Genomic DNA, 19,125 nt, shown 5'->3' with positions numbered 1-19,125 from the left:
GGCTCCGCTACGCAGCCCATTGCTTCAACCGCGCTGATGCGCGAAATAACCGCCCGGCTCTAATCCCCGCTGGAGGAAAGCTGGGGGCCACGTCATCACGAACCAAAAAGGGGGCAACACCCTTGAACTAGGCTCAGGTTCGAAGGCCTGCGATGAAGAGGGCCGTGTGGAAGATGCGGCCTTTCTCAACGTGCTCGCCCGCATTCGTGCCAACGCCGACATCATGTTGCTGCCGCCGGAAGATATGCTTGAGCTTGCGAAGCGCGAAGATTTCAGAACGGTGTTTGCAGGCCATAACGAATATGTCGACGAAGAGCTTGCACGCAACACTGAGCGTTTTGCAGCGCTCTTGCAAAGGGTCCGGCAGGCGGACTTATCTATTCCTGTCGCCTACGATCCCGGCTGGGTTGTCGCCGATAACAATAAACGCGAACTCTACGCCGAAGTGATCGATGGTTTGCGGACGGACAGGCTGGCACTGGAGAGCTACATCGCGAATTTGGTGCGGGACGATGCTTATTATGCCGCATACCTAGAGAGAGTTGCGATGCTCGCCAGCATTGGGGAGGACGGAGCACAATTGCCTGAGCGCTTCGGCGAAGTGGCCGAGATCATGCGGGCCCGCATGACCGTTCTAGGCGACCCACCGACGGCGACCGCGGTGCCTTGGCGCAAAGTTTACGAGCCGGGGCCGGGAGCACCGTTCACCGTGTTGCATCGCGGCTTCAATGGTCCAGTGCAGGGCGATACATTGCTGCTTCGGTCCGCGACCGACGTGCGGCAATCGTGGGTTGCAAATGCGTTGACCGAGGAAGAGCTGTCCCGATTATTGGGGCGTGTAAACTTCGAAACCGAGATTCTAGGCGTTTACGCTGTCGGAGAAATGTCCAATGCGAGCGAGAATTTGTTTGTGACTGGGTTCGGTCAAAACAAAGAATTCGACGGACATTCAATCGAAGTTCGCGTAGGCGTTGTTGGCGAACACTGTGCCATAGTAGAAAGCTTGTCTTATCCCTTCGTGCTGGTCAAAGCACTGTCGAATACCGAGGAAGGGCTGAATTCGTCGTCGCGCGCAAACTACCCTGATCAGTGCGTCCCAGTGATGGCCGGTAAGCCGACCTTGGTGGCTGATCCAGCGCCTTAGTCTAGTGTCAACAAAGGGGTCGTTTGCCAAACTGCAGCTTTTTTGACGATGGCGTGAAAAGCTGTCATCCAGGTCATCGACGGCATGCGCAACGATGTCGCACCACCCACTTGCAAGATATCAAGGTAGATCGATGACTAGGATTGTCATTCATGGGATTGCAAACTGCGACACGATGAAAAAGGCGCGGACCTGGCTGGAAGGTCAGGGCGTGGCGTATGAATTTCACGACTACAAGAAGGCCGGGATCAGCGCCGAGAAGCTGAGCGCCTGGGCCGATGCGGTGGGGTGGGAAGTGCTGCTCAACAAGGCTGGGACCACGTTCCGCAAACTGCCCGATAGCGACAAGGCGGGGATCGACCGATCCAGGGCCATCGCGCTGATGGTGGAGCAGCCTTCGCTGATCAAGCGCCCGGTGCTGGAACATTCAGGCGGCGTGCTGGTCGGGTTCAAGCCCGACGCCTATGCTGCGGCGCTGGGCTGACCCACTGTCACAAGCCTGTCAGCATGCCCATATAAGGCGAAGCACTGACAGGAGAACGAACATGCCCAAGGCCATCTGGAACGGCACCGTCATCGCCGAGAGCGACGATACCGTCGTCGTCGAGCGCAACCATTATTTTCCCCGCGAAAGCGTGCGCGCCGAACTGCTGACGCCGAGCGACACGACCAGTTTCTGCCCGTGGAAGGGCGTTGCGAGCTATTATTCGCTCCAGGTCGACGGCAAGACCAACAAGGATGCGGTCTGGTATTATCCCGAGCCCAAGGATGCGGCGAAGGAAATCCGTGACCGGCTCGCCTTCTGGAAGGGCGTCGAGGTGGTCGGATGATTTTTGTGGTGGCGCTGGCCATGGCTGCCAACGGTCCGCTCATCATCGCGCATCGCGGCGCGAGCGGTGAGCGGCCGGAGCACACGATCGGCGCCTATGCGCTGGCCATTGATCAGGGGGCGGACTTTATCGAGCCCGATCTGGTGAGCACGAAGGACGGCGTGCTGGTCGCGCGGCACGAAAACGAAATTTCCGAAACCACCGATGTCGCAAGCCATCCCGAATTCGCCGATCGCAAGCGCACGAAGACCATCGACGGGCAGAGCCTGACCGGCTGGTTCACCGAGGATTTCACGCTAGCAGAACTCAAGACGCTGCGCGCGAAGGAGCGCCTGCCGCAGCTGCGTCCCGCCAACACCACCTATGACGGCCAGTGGGACATACCGACGCTGGACGAAGTGATCGCGCTGGTGAAGCGGCGCGAGCAGGAGACCGGGCGGCGAATCGGCCTCTATCCCGAAACCAAGCATCCGAGCTATTTCCGCGCGCTCGGCCTGCCGCTCGAAGAGACGCTGGTCGCGACCCTCGCCAGGGCCGGGTACGATGGAGCAGAGGATCCGGTGTTTATCCAGAGCTTCGAGGTCGACAACCTGAAGCGGCTGAATGGCATGACCGAGCTGCCGCTGATCCAGCTGATGGCGAGCGCCTATGGCCCGCCCGACCAGCCGGGCGTCACCTACGCGGCGATGAGCACAGCCGAGGGCCTGGGCGCAATCGCGCACTATGCCGATGGCGTGGGTCTGGAAAAGGCGATGGTCGTCCCGCGCAGCGCCGATGGAAAGCTGGCCGCGCCGACCCGTATCGTCACCGATGCGCACGCCGCCGGGCTCAAGGTTCATGTCTGGACTTTCCGGCGCGAGAACTATTTCCTGCCCGCCGATTTCAAGGCCGGGGCAAGTCCCGTGGCCACAGGCGATGTCGGCGCGGAGATCAGGGCGTTCGTCGCCACCGGCATTGACGGCCTGTTCTCCGACAATGTCGCAGAGGCAGTCGCGGCCGCGCGATAGTCAGGGCTGGGGCGCCTTGCCGCCCGAGGCGGTCCCCTCTTCAACTGCCGCCTTCTTCCCGTCGCGGATCGACATCACCATGTCCTTGCGATCGGCAGCATCGGGCGCTTCGGGCTCGTCGTTCAGTATCTTGGCGGCGCGCGGGGCGATGCACACGGTCGCCGCCACCGGTAGATGGTCCGACCCCACATTTTCCAGCACGCTCATCTTCACGAGCGTGAAGTCGGGCGACATGAACAGATGATCGAGCGGCCAGCGCAGACCCGGCAGGTTGGCCGGGAAGGTCGCATAGAGCCCGCGCCCGACGCGCGGGTCGAGATAGCCGCCGATCCGCTTGAACATCTGCGACGTGCGCGACCAGGCGACATCGTTGAAATCGCCCATGGCCAGCACCGGCAGGTCTGTCAGCTTGGCATGGCGCGCCGCGATCGCGATTTCGGCATCGCGCTTTTCGGTATTCTCGCCCGGCTGCGGAGGACGCGGATGCAGCCCGATATAGCGGAATTTGGCCCCAGCCCCCGTCGAGATGGTCGCGAAGACCGAGGGCGTCTCGGTGTCGATCAGCCAGGTGATCTCCGAATCCTCCACCGGCAGGCGGGTGAGGAAGATCAGACCATAAAGGTTCGGCAGCGGGGCGGACTGGCGGTGGGGATAGCGATCAATCACCGGCTTGAGCGCAGCCTCCCAGCCTTCGTCCGTCTCCAGCAGCAAGACGATGTCCGGATCCTCGCGATCGATCAGGTCGATCGTACGCTGATAGTCGCGATTGGTCTGCAGCACGTTGAACGAAAAGGCGGAGATGCAGTTCTCCTTGTTGATCACCGCCTTGGCGACTTCGGTCTTCGCAAGAGGTGTATAGGGATAGATGCGAAAGCCCTGCCAGCCGATCACCATCAGCATCACCGCAACCAGCAGGGTGCGAACCCATCCCGACAGGACGGGAATGGCCAGGGCCAAGGCAAGCAGCGCGATCAGTATCAACCCGACACGCGGAAAATCCCACATGCGGATATACCAGCGATAGCTGGGGATCAGGCTCAGCAACGTGCCCGTTGCAGCAAGCGCCGCCAGCGCGAAAACCAGGATTCGCAGCATCCTTGAAAATCACCCGAACGGAGGAAACGAGACGCCTTGTCGCCCTGTCGGACGCACAAGGCAAGCAAGGGTTGCACATAGGTTGGGTTTGCACCCCCGCCCTGCCCTCGCTACACCAGCGCGCATGTCCACGACCTACACGCTCGATACCTCGACCAGCCGCGCCAACCCCACCCCCGCGCCGATGAAGCGCCTGACCGTGCCTGCCATCCAGCGGCGCAAGCAGGCCGGCGTCACGGAGCAGCCGGTGGTGATGCTGACCGCCTATACCGCGCGCATGGCGCAGCTGCTCGATCCGCATTGCGACATGCTGCTGGTGGGCGATTCGCTTGGCCAGGTCATCTACGGCCTTCCCAGCACCGTGCCGGTAACGCTGGAGATGATGGCGGCACATGGCGCGGCGGTGGTGCGCGGCAGCTATCACAGCATCGTCGTCATCGACATGCCCTTTGGCAGCTACGAAGCCTCGCCCGAAGCCGCCTTTGCCAGCGCCGCCCGGCTGCTCAAGGAAACAGGGGCTGCCGCAGTGAAGCTCGAAGGCGGCGCGGCTATGGCGCCCACGGTCAGGTTCCTCACCGAACGCGGCATTCCCGTGGTCGGCCATGTCGGGCTGACCCCGCAGGCGATCAACATTTTGGGCAGCTATGCCGCGCGCGGCCGATCGGACAGCGAGGCGGACAAGATCGTCAGTGACGCCAGGGCGCTCGACGAGGCTGGCGCCTTCGCCATCGTGGTCGAAGGCGTGGTCGAACCGATCGCGATCGCGGTGACCGAAGCGGTGTCCGCCGTCGTCATCGGCATCGGCGCATCGGCGCGCTGCGACGGCCAGGTGCTGGTGACAGAGGACATGCTCGGCCTGTTCGAGCGCACCGCGCGCTTCGTCAAGCGCTACGAGAATCTGGCCGAGGTCATCGAGAATGCGGTGAAGAGCTACGCCGGAGAAGTGCGCGAGCGCAGCTTCCCCAGCGCCGACCAGACCTACGCCCCGAAAGACTGAGCGCGGCTATTTCTCACTGCGGGCAAGCAATTCGACAAGTTCATCCTTCCAGAACTTGGCCCAGGTGTGCGTGCTGTGCCCCCGTGTGTCGTCCGTTGCCTTGATCAGCACATATTTGCCATCGGGCAGGCGTTTGCCGAAATCTTCTGCCACGCCGTAATCCCAGGGGTTGATGAAATCGTCGGACGAGTTGATCCAGGTGACCGGCATGGTCATCTGCTCGACGGTCTTCGACGGATCATAATGGCGTGACGATTCGATCTGGTAGATGATGTCATTGGCATCGATGCCCTTCATCGAAGCCTCGATCCGCTGGGTGATATAGGCATCGGCCGCATCGCGCGTGCCATAGGCCTTTTGGAGATAAAGGGGCGCGAAACCGGCGACCTGTAACAGGCTGGCCGCAACGCGCAGACCCATCACCGGTGGGCTGGTGTAATTGCCGCCCTGCCAGGCCGGATCGGCCTTGATTCCCTCGATTGCGGCCTTGCGCCACATGCGGTTGTGCCCGGCGATCGGCATCGGCAGGCACGCCATCGGCATCATCGCCTGGACAAAGCCGGGATCGACCTGCCCCCAGACAAAGCCGTGCATGCACCCCATCGAGGTGCCCATGATCAGCCGCAGCCGATCGACCTTCAGCCCCTCGACGAGCATCTGCCGCTGCGCCTTGACCATGTCGGTATAGTCATAGGCGGGAAACCGCATCTTCAGCCCGTCCGACGGCTTGGACGATTTTCCGTGTCCGATATTGTCCGGCAGGATGATGTAATATTTGCGGATGTCGAGCGGCTGGCCGGGCCCGAACAGCGCCTGCGCGAATTGCGGCTGGAGAAACTGCAGGCCGGTGCCGCCGGTGCCGTGCAGCACCATCACTGCATTGGTCACCCGGCCACTGGCATCGCGCGTCGGCGTTCCCAAAGTCGCGTAATGCATCCGCAATTCGGGTAGCATCTCGCCTGTGCCGAACCGGAAATCGTTGAGGATGACGTCGCCCTGCCGCAGCTGAGCGGCGTAGTCGACTTCCGGCGCCGCTTGCGGCGGTCCCGGCTGTGCTGTGGCTGGTACGGTCAACGCAGCACAGGCCAGCGCCGCACTCAGGATGGTCAATTTCATTGCAACCCCCTCAACCTATGTTCTTGATGAGGTTGAACATTGCAGCCTGCCAGCGCTGCTGGCAAGGGCCTGGCTCGAGCCCGGGTCCGTCAGATCTATCCCGCCGCCTGGACCCGGTTGCGCCCACTGCGCTTGGCGCCGTACATCGCGGCGTCGGCCTGCGCCAGCGCATTGTCGAGCGACCAGCCCGCACGGTAGGGCGCAACGCCGACCGAGATCGACAGCGCGATCGGATCACCGTCGGGCGATTTGAAGTCGAGCGCATCGATGGCGCCGCGAGCCCGCTCGGCAATCGACATGCCCAGGCCAAAGGGCAGACCCGTGAGCAGGATCGCAAATTCTTCACCACCCACCCGGCCCAGCAGGTCGTCCGGGCGCAGCGCCGCACTCAGGGTCGATGCTACCAGCCGCAGTGCCGAATCGCCGGCTGCATGGCCATGCTCGTCATTGATGGCCTTGAAATGGTCTATATCGGCCAGCAGCACGCAGGCCGGTGCCTCGTCACCATAGCCTGCCGCCTCGCGATAAAAGGCCGCCCGGTTCAACACACCTGTCAGATGATCATGATTTGCCAGTTCGATCAGCTCCGACTGGGTTTCCAGCAACTGGCGCGCCATCTGGCGATTGGTTTCGACCTGACCGACCAGCACGATGCTGATCGCTGCGGTGATCCCTGCGGGGCAGATGACTGCAAAGGCCCAGAACGGCCATTTGACGTCCTCGTGCAGCGCATGCGTCATCACTTCAAGCCCAAGCAGGGTCATGATGATGCCAAAGGCCACACAGGCCAGAATGGTTTGAACCGGATTCATGCAATTCGAGCTAGATCGAAAAGTTTAAAAGTCGCCGAATGAGCAAATGGCGAGATACTGTGCAACGAAACCTGATCCTATCCACCGAGAGAGCCGCGTCCCGGCTCGAAATCACTCGGCGACCATGACCCGGTTGCGGCCCGATCTCTTTGCCGAATACATCGCGGCATCGGCACGGTCCAAAGCCTCATCAAGCGAAGCCCCCGCCGCAAACTGCGCGACGCCGACGGAAATGGACAAGGTGATCAAAGACCCGTCCGCTGTCCGCTTGCTCAGGCCGGCGATAGCTCCTCGGGCTCGCTCGGCAATCGCCATGGCCAGCGGCAAGGGCATTTCGGCGAGCAGTATCGCGAATTCCTCGCCGCCGACCCGGCCAAGCAGATCATCCGGCCGCAGCGCCGCCTGGAGCGTGGATGCCACCCGTCGCAGCGCACAATCGCCAGCAGCATGGCCATATCCGTCATTGATCGCCTTGAAATGATCGATATCGATCAGCATCACGCTGGCTGGGCCGTCCGCACGATAGGCGGCAGCCTTGCGGTAGAAGGCAGCGCGATTGAGCACCCCGGTCAGATGGTCACGATCGGCCTGTGCCAGCAATTCCCGCTGGACGATCAGCAGCTGCGTATTGAGGCGCATGTTCGCCTCTGCCTGGCGAACCAGCACAAAGCTCACCGGTGCTCCGATCAATATCGGGCAGGCGGCGGAAAAGGCCCAGTAAACCGGCTCGATTGGTTCTCCCGTAACAAGGACGAGCGCTTCCATTGCCACGAGCGTGGCAACGACGCTGACGAAAACGGCGATCAGGACCCTGTGCCACGGCTTCATGCCTGATGGCGTAAGGGAAAAGGCTTAAAACCCGGCAAACGCCCTTGGCGCCGGCGTTCCCAAAGGCTCAGCGCGCGGCGGCGCGCGAACGCTTGAGCCGGTACATATGATTGTCGGCGCGTGCCAGCACCTTGTCGGCTTCATCGTTCGGATGAATGAAGGCGTGGCCGAACGTCGCTGACAGGCTCGTCGCCGCATCGCCCGAACCGATGCGGCAGGATGCAATGCCTGCGGTCAGCTGGGCGACCTTCTGCTCGACATCGGCCTCGCTGATGGCGCCCAGGATCAGCGCAAACTCGTCGCCACCGATCCGTGCGACGACATCGGTGGAGCGGACATTGGCCAGCAGGACCTGTGCCACGGTGCGCAGCGCCTCGTCGCCAGCCGCGTGGCCGAACGTGTCGTTGATCACCTTGAGATCATCCACATCGACGAAGAGCAGGGCGGCCCGGCTCTGATACCTCTGACAATGCGCAATCGAGCTGGAAACGGCCTGTTCGAAATACCGGCGATTGAACAGCGGGGTCAGCGTATCCCGGCAGATTTCGTCTTCGAGCTGCCGGATGCGCGCGCTGAGCAGAGCGTTCTGTTCTTTCAGATCGGTGCAGAGCAGGGCGAGCTGCTCGTGGCTCAACACCACATCCGCCTGAGGTGGCAATCCACCAGGGCCGCCCTGAACATCGGTCATTTTCATCTTAGTGCCTGCGAATTCCCCGGCGCGGTCCCTTGAGATTTCCTGATAGCAAGGCTTGCGGCCCCAGGCATGATCAAAATGCCGTTAACCCTGTATAATCTGTTCACAAGCGGGACAGTTGCCCCCGGACCCCCGCGATGTTGCTTTTCATGTCCAGGGTGATTGCGGGTGCCAGTCTTTGCCTCTAAGACCCTGATCGCATCAGCAATTATGCGGAGATTACTGCGTGGCCGAGCCATTGCCGAAGCCCGACCGCCAAGCCCCGGAACGCATCCCGGTCGCCATCATCATGGGCAGCCAGTCGGACTGGGACACCATGTCGGGCGCGGCGCAGGCCCTCGACGATCTGGGCATAGCCCATGACTGCCGCATCGTTTCCGCCCATCGCACCCCGGACCGCCTTGTCGAGTTCGCGAAGGGCGCGGTCGATGCCGGTTTCCAGGTGATCATCGCCGGTGCCGGCGGCGCGGCACATCTGCCCGGAATGGTCGCCAGCATGACCCGTCTGCCAGTGCTGGGCGTGCCGGTGCAGAGCAAGGCGCTGAGCGGGCTCGACAGCCTGTTGTCGATCGTCCAGATGCCCGGCGGCATCCCGGTCGGCACGCTGGCGATCGGGTCGGCGGGGGCAAAGAATGCCGGCTTGCTGGCCGCGTCGATCCTCGCGCTGAACGATCCCGCATTGGCTGAGCGGCTGGACGCCTGGCGCGCGGCACAGAGCGATTCGGTGGGTGAACGCCCGGCATGAGCGCCATGATCCCTCCCGGCAGTACCATCGGCATCATGGGCGGAGGGCAGCTCGGGCGGATGCTCAGCCTCGCCGCCGCGCAGCTCGGCTATCGCTGTCATGTCCTTGCACCCGAGGCGACCAGCCCGGCGGGCGAAGTCTCGGCTGAGACGACCTGCGCCGATTATTCCGATAGCGCTGCCCTCGCCGCCTTCGCCAAGGCTTGCGATGTCGTGACCTATGAGTGGGAAAATGTTCCCGTCGCGCCGCTCGACTGCATTGCAGGCATCGTCCCCTTGCGCCCCTCTCCCCGTGCACTGGAGGTAGCCCAGAGCCGGATCGACGAGAAGCGCTTCGTCACAGAGCTCGGCGGACGCACCGCGCCGTTCGGCTTCGCCGAGACCGAGGCAGAGGTCGCAGCAGCCATGGCGGTGGCGGGTTGCCCCGCGATCATCAAGTCGAATCGCATGGGCTATGACGGCAAGGGCCAGGCGCGGGTGATGCCAGGCGATGACCCGGTCGCGCGCTGGCACGAGGCAGGCGGGGTTCCCGCAATCATTGAGGGCTTCGTGACCTTCGAGGCGGAATTCTCGGTGATCCTCGCACGCTCGCCCCAGGGCGAAATCCGCTTCTGGGACAGCGCGGAGAACGTGCATGTCGGCGGCATTCTGGACGTATCGACCGTTCCCGCGAGCGCTGCCATCGAGACACAGGTTCCCGCTGCCCGTGCGCTGGCCGCAAAGGTCGCAGAAAAGCTCGATTATGTCGGCGTGCTGACGCTGGAGTTCTTCGCGACCGCTGAAGGCCCGGTATTCAACGAGATGGCCCCGCGCGTCCACAATAGCGGCCACTGGACGATCGAGGGCGCGTTCACCAGCCAGTTCGAAAACCATATCCGCGCGATCTGCGGCCTGCCGCTGGGCGAGACAGCGCTCGCCTGTCACGCCGCCGAGATGCGCAACCTGATCGGCGAGGCAGCGCATGGCTGGCCGGAACTGCTCGGCAATCCCGCCAACCATCTGCACCTTTATGGCAAGCACCGCGCGCTGCCGGGGCGCAAGATGGGGCATGTCACCCGCATCACGCTGGAACCTCAGGGGGTACAATCATGAATCACCCCGAGATCTTCATGGTGCTGGCGCGCGCCACCAACGGCGTGATCGGTGCCAATGGGACGCTTCCCTGGCACCTGCCGCAGGACCTGCGCCACTTCAAGGCGCTCACCCAGGGGCGCCCGATGATCATGGGCCGCAAGACCTTTGACAGCCTGCCCGGTCTGCTGCCCGGCAGGCGGCATATCGTGCTGACGCGCAACGAGGACTGGGCAGAGGATGGCGCCGAGGTCGTGCGGAGCATGGAAGAGGCGATCGCCACCGCCAACGCGCCGCATGTGGCAGTGATCGGCGGCGCTGAAATCTTCACCCTGTTCCTGCCGCATGCCGACCGGATCGAACTGACCGAAGTTCACGCAGACGTGCCCGGCGACACGCACATGCCCCCCTTCGATCCGGAAGTCTGGCAGGAAAGCGCGCGCACCGATCATCCCGCCGATCCCGAGCATCGCGACCGGCCTGCATTCAGCTTCGTGACTTTGGTGCGGCGGTGATCCGCAAGATTCTGGTGGGGCTGGTCCTGCTTATCGTGGCGGGGCTGGTGTTCACCGTTACCGTCCTTCCCGGCCTGTTCGAGAAGCAGACGAATGTCGTCACCGACGAGCCGCTGCCGCCGATCCGCGCCGATGCGACAGCGCTGCACCAGACACTGCAGATTGCCGATTTGCACGGCGATACCTTGCTATGGAAGCGCGACCTGCGCGACGGGGCGAGCCGTGGCCAGATCGACCTGCCGCGGTTGGAGGCAGGCAATGTCGCGCTGCAGGTCTTCTCTTCGGTGTCGAAGACGCCCAAGGGCCAGAATTACGACAGCAACTCGGCCGACACCGACAACATCACGCTGCTTGCTATGGCGCAGCTGCAGCCGGTGCGGACCTGGTTCTCGGTGCACGAACGCTCGATGTGGCACGGCCAGCGGCTCGAGGCGGCGGCAAGAGATTCGAACGGGCGGCTGATGCTGATCCGCAAGCCCGCCGACATCGACAAACTTCTCGCCGCGCGTGCGGCAGGCAAGCAGGTCACCGGCGCGCTCTATTCGGTCGAGGGCCTGCAGAATCTCGAAGGCAAGGCCGAGAATCTGGACCGGCTCTATGGCGTCGGCATGCGCATGGCGGGGCTGGTGCATTTCTTCGACAACGAGCTTGCAGGCTCCATGCACGGCGAGCGCAAGGGCGGACTGACCCCGTTCGGGCGCAGGATGATCCGCGCGATGGAGGCCAGGGGCATCATCGTCGACATCGCGCATTCGAGCCACAAGTCGGTCGCCGAGATTCTGGCGATGGCGCGCCGTCCGGTCGTCTCCAGCCATGGCGGCGTCCAGGCGGTGTGCGGGGTCAACCGCAACCTGTCCGACACCGAAATCCGCGCCGTTGCGGCGACCGGCGGCATCATCGGCATCGGCTATTGGGATGGCGCGATCTGCTCGACCGACCCCAAGATGATTGCCAAGTCGATTGCCCATGTCCGCGATCTCGTCGGCATCCGGCATGTCGCGCTGGGCAGCGACTTCGACGGCGCGGTCACCACGCGGTTCGACACCAGCCAGGTCGTGCAGGTGACGCAGGCGCTGCTCGACATCGGCTTTACCGAGGCGGAAATCCGCGCGGTGATGGGCGGCAATACGCTGCGGCTCCTCAAACAGGGCATTGAACCCCTGCCCGGCAAGGGCCTATAGGGCGCTCATGTTGAGGGTGGAGGGCAGCGAGCGGCTGCCGGACAGATTGCGCGGGGGCATCATCGCGCTGGGCAATTTTGACGGCTTTCATGCCGGTCATCAGGCCGTGGCCGGGCACGCCATAAGCTGGGCGAAGTCCGAGGGCCGCCCCGCGATCATCGCCACGTTCGATCCGCACCCGGTGCGCTATTTCAAGCCCGACACCCCGCCCTTCCGCCTGACCAGCCTGGACCAGCGCCAGCGGCTGTTCGGGCAAGCGGGCGCGGACGCGATGCTGGTCTTCGCCTTCGACCAGACGCTCGCCAGCACGCGAGCGGAAAGCTTCATCGCCGATCTGCTGATCGAGCGCTTCGGCGCGGTCGGCGTGGTGACGGGCGAGGATTTCACCTTCGGCAAGGGCCGCGGCGGCAATATCGAGGTGCTGCGCGATCTCGGCGCGTTGCTCGGGCTGCGCAGCGAGGCGGTCGGCCCTGTGACCACCGAGGGCGAGGTGATTTCGTCGAGCCGCATCCGGCAATGCCTGATCGAGGGCCACCCGGACGAGGCCGAGCGGCTGATGACCCGGCCCTTTGCGGTGCAGGGCGTGGTCCAGCATGGCGACAAGAACGGGCGGCTGCTGGGCTTTCCCACCGCCAATCTCGACATGGGCAGCTATCTGCGCCCGAAGTACGGGATCTATGCCGTCACCGGGCATCTCGCCGATGGCCGCGTGCTGAAAGGTGCCGCGAACCTCGGCATCCGTCCGCAGTTCGATCCGCCCAAGGAATTGCTCGAACCGCATTTCTTCGATTTCGACGAGGACCTGTATGGCCAGACGATCGAGGTGGCGCTTCGCCATTTCATCCGGCCCGAGGCGAAGTTCGAAGGCTGGGACGAATTGAAGCGCCAGATCGATGCCGACTGCGTGCGCGCGCGGGAATTGCTTGCCTGAAACGCCGCCGCGCCGTAAGCGCCAGCCACTATGACTGAGCAATCGCCAAGCGCCGCCGCCGACTATAAAGACACCGTCTTTCTGCCGCAGACCGACTTCCCGATGAAGGCGGGCCTCGCCCAGAAGGAACCGGCGATTCTGGCGCGCTGGCAGGATGCGGACCTCTACCGCCAGCTGCGGGACGCCCGCAAGGGCCGCGAAAAGTTCATTCTGCACGATGGCCCGCCGTACGCCAACGGCGACATGCACATCGGCCATGCGCTCAACCATATCCTCAAGGACATGGTCTGCCGCACCCAGTCGCTGCTCGGCAAGGACGCGCCATATGTTCCCGGCTGGGACTGCCATGGCCTGCCGATCGAGTGGAAGATCGAGGAGCAGTATCGCAAGAAGAAGCTCAACAAGGACGAGGTCGATCCGGTCGCCTTCCGCGCCGAATGCCGCGCCTATGCGCAGCACTGGGTCGATACCCAGCGCGAGCAGCTCAAGCGCCTCGGCATCCTGGGCGACTGGGACAATCCGTACCTGACGATGGACTTCGCCGCCGAGGCAACCATCGTGCAGGAGCTGATGAAATTTGCCGAAAGCGGCCAGCTCTATCGCGGTGCCAAGCCGGTGATGTGGTCCCCGGTCGAAAAGACCGCGCTCGCCGAGGCCGAGGTTGAGTATCAGGACGTCACGAGCACCCAGATCGATGTGGCGTTCGAGATTGTCGATGCGCCGAATGCGCCCGAACTGGTCGGTGCCTATGCGGTCATCTGGACGACCACGCCGTGGACGATCCCCGTGAACCAGGCGCTCGCTTATGGGCCGGATGTTTATTACCATTTGCTGCGCGATGAGGATGGTAATCGCTATCTAGTAGCTTTCGATTTGATCGAGCAATTTCGGAGCCGGACTGGCTTGGAACTGCGAGTGCTGAGTGGCGAAGCCTCACATAGTGTAGCTGCCAACGTCCGAAATATTGGGGACAACGAAATACTGGGTACGGCCCTCGCCGGAGCCACCGCCCGGCACCCGATGCACGCACTCGGCGGATTCTTCGCCAAGCCCCGCCCCTTCCTGCCCGGCGATTTCGTCACCACCGATGCGGGTACGGGCCTCGTCCATATGTCGCCCGACCATGGCGAGGACGATTTCGATCTGTGCAAGGCGCATGGCATCGAGCCGGTGTTCGCGGTCGAGGGCGACGGGCGCTATCGTGACGACTGGGCCTGGCTCGGCGGCGCGGACGAGCGGCGGATGTCGGTGATCAATCCCAAGTTCAATGCGCCAGATGGCCCGATCTGCGAAGATCTGCGCGCGGCAGGAGCGTTGCTCTCCGCAGGCGCCTTCCAGCACAGCTATCCGCACAGCTGGCGCTCCAAGGCGCGCGTTATCTTCCGCTGCACCCCGCAATGGTTCATCCCGATGGATGCGCCGCTCACCACCGGCAAAACGCTGCGCAGCACCGCCATGCAGGCTATCTCGGACACCCGCTGGGTCCCCGCCAAGGGCGAGAACCGCATCCGGTCGATGGTCGAAGGTCGCCCCGACTGGGTGATCAGCCGCCAGCGCGCCTGGGGCGTGCCGATCACCTTGTTCGTCAACCGCAAGACCGGCCAGTATCTGCGCGACCCCGCGGTCAACGCCCGCATCGTCGCGGCGATCCGCGAGAGCGGGGTCGATGGCTGGAACGAGGCCGCCGTCCCTGCCCTGCTCGGCCCGGATTACGATCCGGCGGATTATGAGCGCGTCACCGACATTCTCGATGTCTGGTTCGACAGCGGCTGCACCCATGCGTTCGTGCTGGAAAGCGGCAAATGGCCCGACCTGCTGCGCCCCGAAGGCTATGTCGGCCCCAAGGCGGACCTGTATCTGGAAGGGTCGGACCAGCATCGCGGCTGGTTCCAGTCCTCGCTGATGGAAAGCTGCGGCACGCGCGGCCATGCGCCCTACAAGGCGGTGCTGACCCACGGGTTCACCATGGACGCCAAGGGCATGAAAATGTCCAAGTCGCTGGGCAACACCATCGACCCGCTGACGCTGATCAAGGATTCGGGCGCGGACATCCTGCGGCTCTGGGCGCTGTCGGTCGATTTCACCGAGGACCACCGCATCGGCAAGGAAATCCTCGCCGGCGTGTCGGACCAGTATCGCAAGCTGCGCAACACCTTCCGCTATCTGCTCGGCGCGCTTGCCGGGTTCAGTGAGAAGGACGAAGGTGTGCGCGTCGAGGACATGCCCGAGCTGGAACGCTATGTGCTGCACCTGCTGGCGGACATGGACGCAAAGCTGAAACAGGCGGTCGAGGACTTCGACTACAACACCTATGTTCGCACCCTCGCCGATTTCGCCAATAACGACCTGTCGGCCTTCTTCTTCGATATCCGCAAGGATTGCCTCTATTGCGATATCGGCCCCGCCGCGCCGCAGGGCACGGACAAACGCCGCGCCTATCGCACCGTGCTGCACGTGCTGTTCGAGGCGCTCGTCCGCTATGCCGCACCGGTGCTGGTGTTCACGGCGGAAGAGGTGTGGAGCACGCGCTATCCCGATGCGGGCAGCGTGCATTTGCTGGAGTGGCCGGAACTGCCCCCACTGGGCGATGGCAACGAACTGATCCAGCGCTGGGCTCGCTTTCGCGACCTGAAGGACAGCGTGACCGGCGCGATCGAACCCTTCCGCCGCGACAAGGTGATCCACTCGAGCCTGGAGGCCGAGGTGACCATCCGGCTCAAAGATGCGCTTGCCGCTGATTCCGCGATCAATCTGGGCACAGCCGAGCTTGAAGAACTGCTGATCGTATCGGCCGCGTCCGTTGCAGGCTTTACCGACGACGACGTCGCAGAAACCCGCCAGATTGAAGTCACCCGCACCGAACACCACAAATGCGGCCGCTGCTGGCGTCACCTTCCCGAGGTGACCGAAGACGGCGCGCTGTGCGGGCGCTGTTCGGAGATGCTGGCGTGAGCGCGCTGACGATCCTTTCCCGTCATGCTGAACCCTTCGACTGCGCTCAGGACAGGCTTGTTTCAGCATCCATCGACCGTCTGGGTGCCGACAGGGCGAAGGCGCTTGGTGCCCGATGGACCCTGAAACGAGTTCAGGGTGACGGATTTGGCGTAGGCCTGGAGTGCGCGGCATGACCCTCACCCGCTTCCGCATTGAGGGGGTCGCACTCGCGCTCGCCATTCTCGTCGTCGATCAGATCGCCAAGTTCATCGTCGCAGGGCCGCTCGCTCTGAGCAGCCGGCTGCAGATCGAGATCACGTCGTTCTTCAACCTGACCTGGGCGGAAAATCGCGGCGTCTCGATGGGCTTTCTCACTGCCGAAACCGATGTCGCGCGCTGGATGCTCGTCGTGCTGACCGGCATCATTGCCACCATCGTGCTGCTGTGGATGTTCAAGGAGCGCGCACGCGGCGACATTCTGGCGCTGGGTATGATCCTGGGCGGGGCGCTTGGCAACATCATCGATCGCGCGCGGCTGGGCTATGTCGTCGATTATGCAGACCTGCATTTCGGCGCCTTCCGGCCGTTCATGATCTTCAATATTGCGGATGCCGCGATCACCATCGGGGTGCTGTTATTGCTTGCCCGCGTTTTGATAATCGGCGACAAAGCCGCGAAATCTGAAGGCCCTACATCGGGGGTTCAGGATGGCGGGCATAGCGGTGACGCAACAGCCGCCAAGACGGAGAATTGAGATGCTTAACCACGGGCGCAAACTGGCCCTGATCGCCGGTGTTTCCCTCGCTGCAGCGACGCTTTCGGCATGCGGCTCGGGCGGCGGTGTTTTCAACCGCGACCGGCCCGACGAATTCGCCGTCTCGCGTCAGGCGCCGCTGGTGATCCCGCCCGATTTCGCGCTGACCCCGCCGACTCCGGGCGCGGCGCGTCCGCAGAATGTCTCGGCCAGCCAGCAGGCGCTCGATGCGCTGTTCGGCGGTCCGCAGCCGCGCAGCGGTGTCGAAGGCGCCGCGCTCAACCGCGCCGGCACGCCCGATGCCGCGATCCGCTCGCAGGTCGGCGATCCCAAGACCCAGACCACCGACAAGGGGGCCACGACGCGCGACATCGTCGCCGCGCCCGAAGGTGACGGACAGGACGCCAAGGCCGCCGTACCGCCGCAATAAGCGAGCAGACAAGTTATTAAAAAGCCCGGCGAATCGTCTGATTCGCCGGAATTTTTTTTGGCTTGAAGCTGGTGCGGTCAGGCGCGCGCGCCATCCGCGACCACGGCGACGCCTGCGCTGTTGTGGCGCAGCGCCTTGAGCACGGTCTCGACGATACCATCGGCATCGAGCCCGGCCTCGGCATATTGCTTTTCGGGCTTGTCATGCTCCTGAAACACGTCCGGCAGGCGCAGCGTACGCAGCTTGAGCCCGGCATCGATCAGCCCCTCGTCGGAGGCCATGGTCAGCACATGCGCACCCAGGCCGCCGATCGCGCCCTCTTCCACCGTCACGCACACTTCGTGCGTGGCTAGCAGCTTGCGGATCATTTCCTCGTCGAGCGGCTTGGCAAAGCGCAGGTCGGCGACCGTGGTCGACAGGCCCTTGGCATCGAGCACATCCGCTGCCTTCTGCGCTTCTGCCAGACGCGTACCGAGCGAGAGGATCGCGACCTTCTTGCCTTCGCGCACGATGCGGCCCTTGCCGATCTCCAGCCGTTCGGGAACGTCCGGCAATGCCACGCCGACGCCGTTGCCACGCGGATAGCGGAAGGCGATAGGGCCGCTGTCGTGGCAAGCGGCGGTATAGGTCATGTGCACCAGTTCCGCCTCGTCGGCGGCGGCCATCACGACCATGTTGGGCAGGGTCGCCAGATAGGTGATGTCGAACGATCCGGCATGGGTCGAACCATCCGCACCAACCAGACCGGCGCGGTCGATCGCGAAGCGGACGGGCAGATTCTGGATCGCGACATCATGCACCACCTGGTCATAGGCGCGCTGCAGGAAGGTCGAATAGATCGCGCAGAAAGGCCGCATGCCCTGCGCTGCCAGACCGGCAGCGAACGTCACCGCATGCTGTTCGGCAATGCCGACATCGAAACTGCGGTCGGGATGCGCCTGGGCGAACTTGTCGACGCCGGTGCCCGACGGCATTGCGGCGGTAATGGCGCAGATCGTGGGATCGGTATCGGCCAGCTTGGCCAGCGTTTCCCCGAACACGTTCTGATAGGCTGGCGGCCCCGCTGCGCCCTTGTCCTGCTTGCCGGTGACCACATCGAACTTGGCGACGCCATGATATTTGTCGGCGGCCGCTTCGGCAGGGGCATAGCCCTTGCCCTTCTGCGTAACCACATGGATCAGGCACGGCCCTTCCGCAGCGTCGCGGACATTTTCGAGAACCGCGACCAGCTGGTCCATGTTATGGCCATCGATCGGGCCGACATAATAGAAGCCCAGTTCCTCGAACAACGTACCGCCCATGGCCATGCCGCGGGCATATTCGTCGGTCTTCCGCGCGGCCTGGTGCAGGCTGCGCGGCAGCTTGCGCGCCAGGCGCTTGAGCGCTTCGCGCACGCCGAGAAACTCGCGGCTCGATACGATCCGGGCGAGATAGCCGGACAGACCGCCCACCGGCGGCGCTATCGACATATCGTTGTCGTTGAGAATGACGATCAGGCGGTTGCCCGCGCGCTCGGCATTGTTCATCGCCTCATAGGCCATGCCCGCGCTCATTGCACCGTCGCCGATCACCGCAATCGCCTTGCCCGGCGCGCCGCTCAGCTGATTGGCGGTGGCAAATCCCAGCGCGGCCGAGATCGAGGTGGAACTGTGCGCTGCGCCGAACGGGTCATACTCGCTTTCGCTACGCTTGGTGAAGCCCGACAGGCCGCCACCGGTGCGCAGCGTGCGGATGCGATCGCGCCTGCCTGTCAGGATCTTGTGCGGATAGCACTGATGGCCGACATCCCAGACCAGACGGTCGCGCGGCGTATCGAACACATAATGGATCGCAGTCGTCAGTTCGACCACGCCAAGCCCGGCACCGAGATGCCCGCCGGTAACCGAGACCGCCGAAATGACTTCCTGACGTAACTCGTCGGCCAACTGGCGAAGCTGGGTTGGCTTGAGCCTGCGCAGATCTGCCGGAGTGGTGACAGTGTCCAGCAATGGCGTTTCGGGCAGATTGGTCATTGAATTCCCTTTCAACCGCGAATCCTAGAC

Annotated in this window: 19 protein-coding genes; 13 read left to right on the top strand and 6 right to left on the bottom strand. The window is 63.5% G+C overall.

Features of this window, described 5'->3' with window-relative positions; all coding sequences use genetic code 11:
* Nucleotides 1-166: 166 nt before the first annotated feature.
* The 4 genes from C7451_RS15655 (at nucleotide 167) to C7451_RS15640 (ending at nucleotide 2,981) form a co-directional block, all read left to right on the top strand.
* The gene (locus C7451_RS15655) at nucleotides 167-1,144 is read left to right on the top strand and encodes a hypothetical protein (protein WP_110299895.1); all 978 of its coding nucleotides are present in this window, start codon (nucleotides 167-169) and stop codon (nucleotides 1,142-1,144) included.
* Nucleotides 1,145-1,277: 133 nt separating this feature from the next.
* On the top strand, nucleotides 1,278-1,628 hold the full coding sequence (locus tag C7451_RS15650; protein ID WP_110299894.1) for an ArsC family reductase: 351 nt from the start codon (nucleotides 1,278-1,280) through the stop codon (nucleotides 1,626-1,628).
* Between the two features lie 61 nt (nucleotides 1,629-1,689).
* Nucleotides 1,690-1,974, top strand: a complete 285-nt coding sequence (locus C7451_RS15645) for a DUF427 domain-containing protein (protein WP_110299893.1) — start codon at nucleotides 1,690-1,692, stop codon at nucleotides 1,972-1,974.
* Nucleotides 1,971-2,981 carry a glycerophosphodiester phosphodiesterase gene (locus C7451_RS15640; RefSeq protein WP_110299892.1) on the top strand — a complete coding sequence of 337 codons (1,011 nt, stop codon included), beginning with the start codon at nucleotides 1,971-1,973 and terminating at the stop codon, nucleotides 2,979-2,981. Before C7451_RS15645 ends, C7451_RS15640 begins: the two co-directional genes overlap by 4 nt.
* Here the strand turns inward: C7451_RS15640 and C7451_RS15635 are convergent, their stop codons facing one another.
* Nucleotides 2,982-4,076, bottom strand: a complete 1,095-nt coding sequence (locus tag C7451_RS15635; protein ID WP_110299891.1) for an endonuclease/exonuclease/phosphatase family protein — start codon at nucleotides 4,074-4,076, stop codon at nucleotides 2,982-2,984.
* A 124-nt stretch (nucleotides 4,077-4,200) separates the two neighbouring features.
* On the opposite strand from C7451_RS15635, the gene panB reads away from it, so the two are divergent.
* Nucleotides 4,201-5,073: a 3-methyl-2-oxobutanoate hydroxymethyltransferase gene (gene panB, locus C7451_RS15630; RefSeq protein ID WP_110299890.1), complete on the top strand. Its 873-nt coding sequence runs from the start codon at nucleotides 4,201-4,203 to the stop codon at nucleotides 5,071-5,073.
* Nucleotides 5,074-5,079: 6 nt separating this feature from the next.
* Here the strand turns inward: panB and C7451_RS15625 are convergent, their stop codons facing one another.
* The 4 genes from C7451_RS15625 to C7451_RS15610 form a co-directional block, all read right to left on the bottom strand.
* A complete protein-coding gene (locus C7451_RS15625; RefSeq protein WP_110299889.1) occupies nucleotides 5,080-6,189 on the bottom strand; it encodes an alpha/beta fold hydrolase in 1,110 nt (369 codons plus the stop codon).
* Between the two features lie 95 nt (nucleotides 6,190-6,284).
* On the bottom strand, nucleotides 6,285-7,001 hold the full coding sequence (locus C7451_RS15620; protein WP_110299888.1) for a GGDEF domain-containing protein: 717 nt from the start codon (nucleotides 6,999-7,001) through the stop codon (nucleotides 6,285-6,287).
* Between the two features lie 111 nt (nucleotides 7,002-7,112).
* Nucleotides 7,113-7,829: a GGDEF domain-containing protein gene (locus C7451_RS15615; protein ID WP_110299887.1), complete on the bottom strand. Its 717-nt coding sequence runs from the start codon at nucleotides 7,827-7,829 to the stop codon at nucleotides 7,113-7,115.
* A gap of 67 nt (nucleotides 7,830-7,896) precedes the next feature.
* Complete coding sequence (locus C7451_RS15610; RefSeq protein ID WP_110299886.1) at nucleotides 7,897-8,523, bottom strand: GGDEF domain-containing protein; 627 nt, start codon at nucleotides 8,521-8,523, stop codon at nucleotides 7,897-7,899.
* Between the two features lie 289 nt (nucleotides 8,524-8,812).
* Between C7451_RS15610 and purE the strand changes: the two genes are divergently transcribed.
* The 8 genes from purE (at nucleotide 8,813) to C7451_RS15570 (ending at nucleotide 17,083) form a co-directional block, all read left to right on the top strand.
* Entirely contained in the window at nucleotides 8,813-9,268 is a 456-nt protein-coding gene (gene purE, locus C7451_RS15605) for a 5-(carboxyamino)imidazole ribonucleotide mutase (RefSeq protein WP_110299906.1), read from the top strand.
* A 5-nt stretch (nucleotides 9,269-9,273) separates the two neighbouring features.
* A complete protein-coding gene (locus C7451_RS15600; RefSeq protein WP_110299905.1) occupies nucleotides 9,274-10,359 on the top strand; it encodes a 5-(carboxyamino)imidazole ribonucleotide synthase in 1,086 nt (361 codons plus the stop codon).
* Nucleotides 10,356-10,853: a dihydrofolate reductase gene (locus C7451_RS15595; RefSeq protein ID WP_110299885.1), complete on the top strand. Its 498-nt coding sequence runs from the start codon at nucleotides 10,356-10,358 to the stop codon at nucleotides 10,851-10,853. Before C7451_RS15600 ends, C7451_RS15595 begins: the two co-directional genes overlap by 4 nt.
* The gene (locus C7451_RS15590; protein WP_110299884.1) at nucleotides 10,850-12,034 is read left to right on the top strand and encodes a dipeptidase; all 1,185 of its coding nucleotides are present in this window, start codon (nucleotides 10,850-10,852) and stop codon (nucleotides 12,032-12,034) included. The genes C7451_RS15595 and C7451_RS15590 overlap by 4 nt, the downstream gene beginning before the upstream one ends.
* A 7-nt stretch (nucleotides 12,035-12,041) precedes the next feature.
* Nucleotides 12,042-12,965: a bifunctional riboflavin kinase/FAD synthetase gene (locus C7451_RS15585; protein ID WP_110299883.1), complete on the top strand. Its 924-nt coding sequence runs from the start codon at nucleotides 12,042-12,044 to the stop codon at nucleotides 12,963-12,965.
* 30 nt (nucleotides 12,966-12,995) lie between these two features.
* The gene (ileS, locus tag C7451_RS15580; protein ID WP_110299882.1) at nucleotides 12,996-15,917 is read left to right on the top strand and encodes an isoleucine--tRNA ligase; all 2,922 of its coding nucleotides are present in this window, start codon (nucleotides 12,996-12,998) and stop codon (nucleotides 15,915-15,917) included.
* 172 nt (nucleotides 15,918-16,089) lie between these two features.
* Nucleotides 16,090-16,653, top strand: a complete 564-nt coding sequence (lspA, locus tag C7451_RS15575; protein WP_110299881.1) for a signal peptidase II — start codon at nucleotides 16,090-16,092, stop codon at nucleotides 16,651-16,653.
* Between the two features lies 1 nt (nucleotide 16,654).
* Nucleotides 16,655-17,083: a DUF3035 domain-containing protein gene (locus tag C7451_RS15570; protein WP_110299880.1), complete on the top strand. Its 429-nt coding sequence runs from the start codon at nucleotides 16,655-16,657 to the stop codon at nucleotides 17,081-17,083.
* Nucleotides 17,084-17,160: 77 nt separating this feature from the next.
* Here C7451_RS15570 and dxs read toward each other — a convergent pair whose 3' ends face one another.
* The gene (gene dxs, locus C7451_RS15565; protein ID WP_110299879.1) at nucleotides 17,161-19,095 is read right to left on the bottom strand and encodes a 1-deoxy-D-xylulose-5-phosphate synthase; all 1,935 of its coding nucleotides are present in this window, start codon (nucleotides 19,093-19,095) and stop codon (nucleotides 17,161-17,163) included.
* Nucleotides 19,096-19,125 lie beyond the last annotated feature (30 nt).

The sequence above is a fragment of the Blastomonas natatoria genome (assembly GCF_003201955.1).
Lineage (GTDB): Bacteria > Pseudomonadota > Alphaproteobacteria > Sphingomonadales > Sphingomonadaceae > Blastomonas > Blastomonas natatoria.
This window is presented reverse-complemented; position numbering and strand designations above follow the sequence as displayed.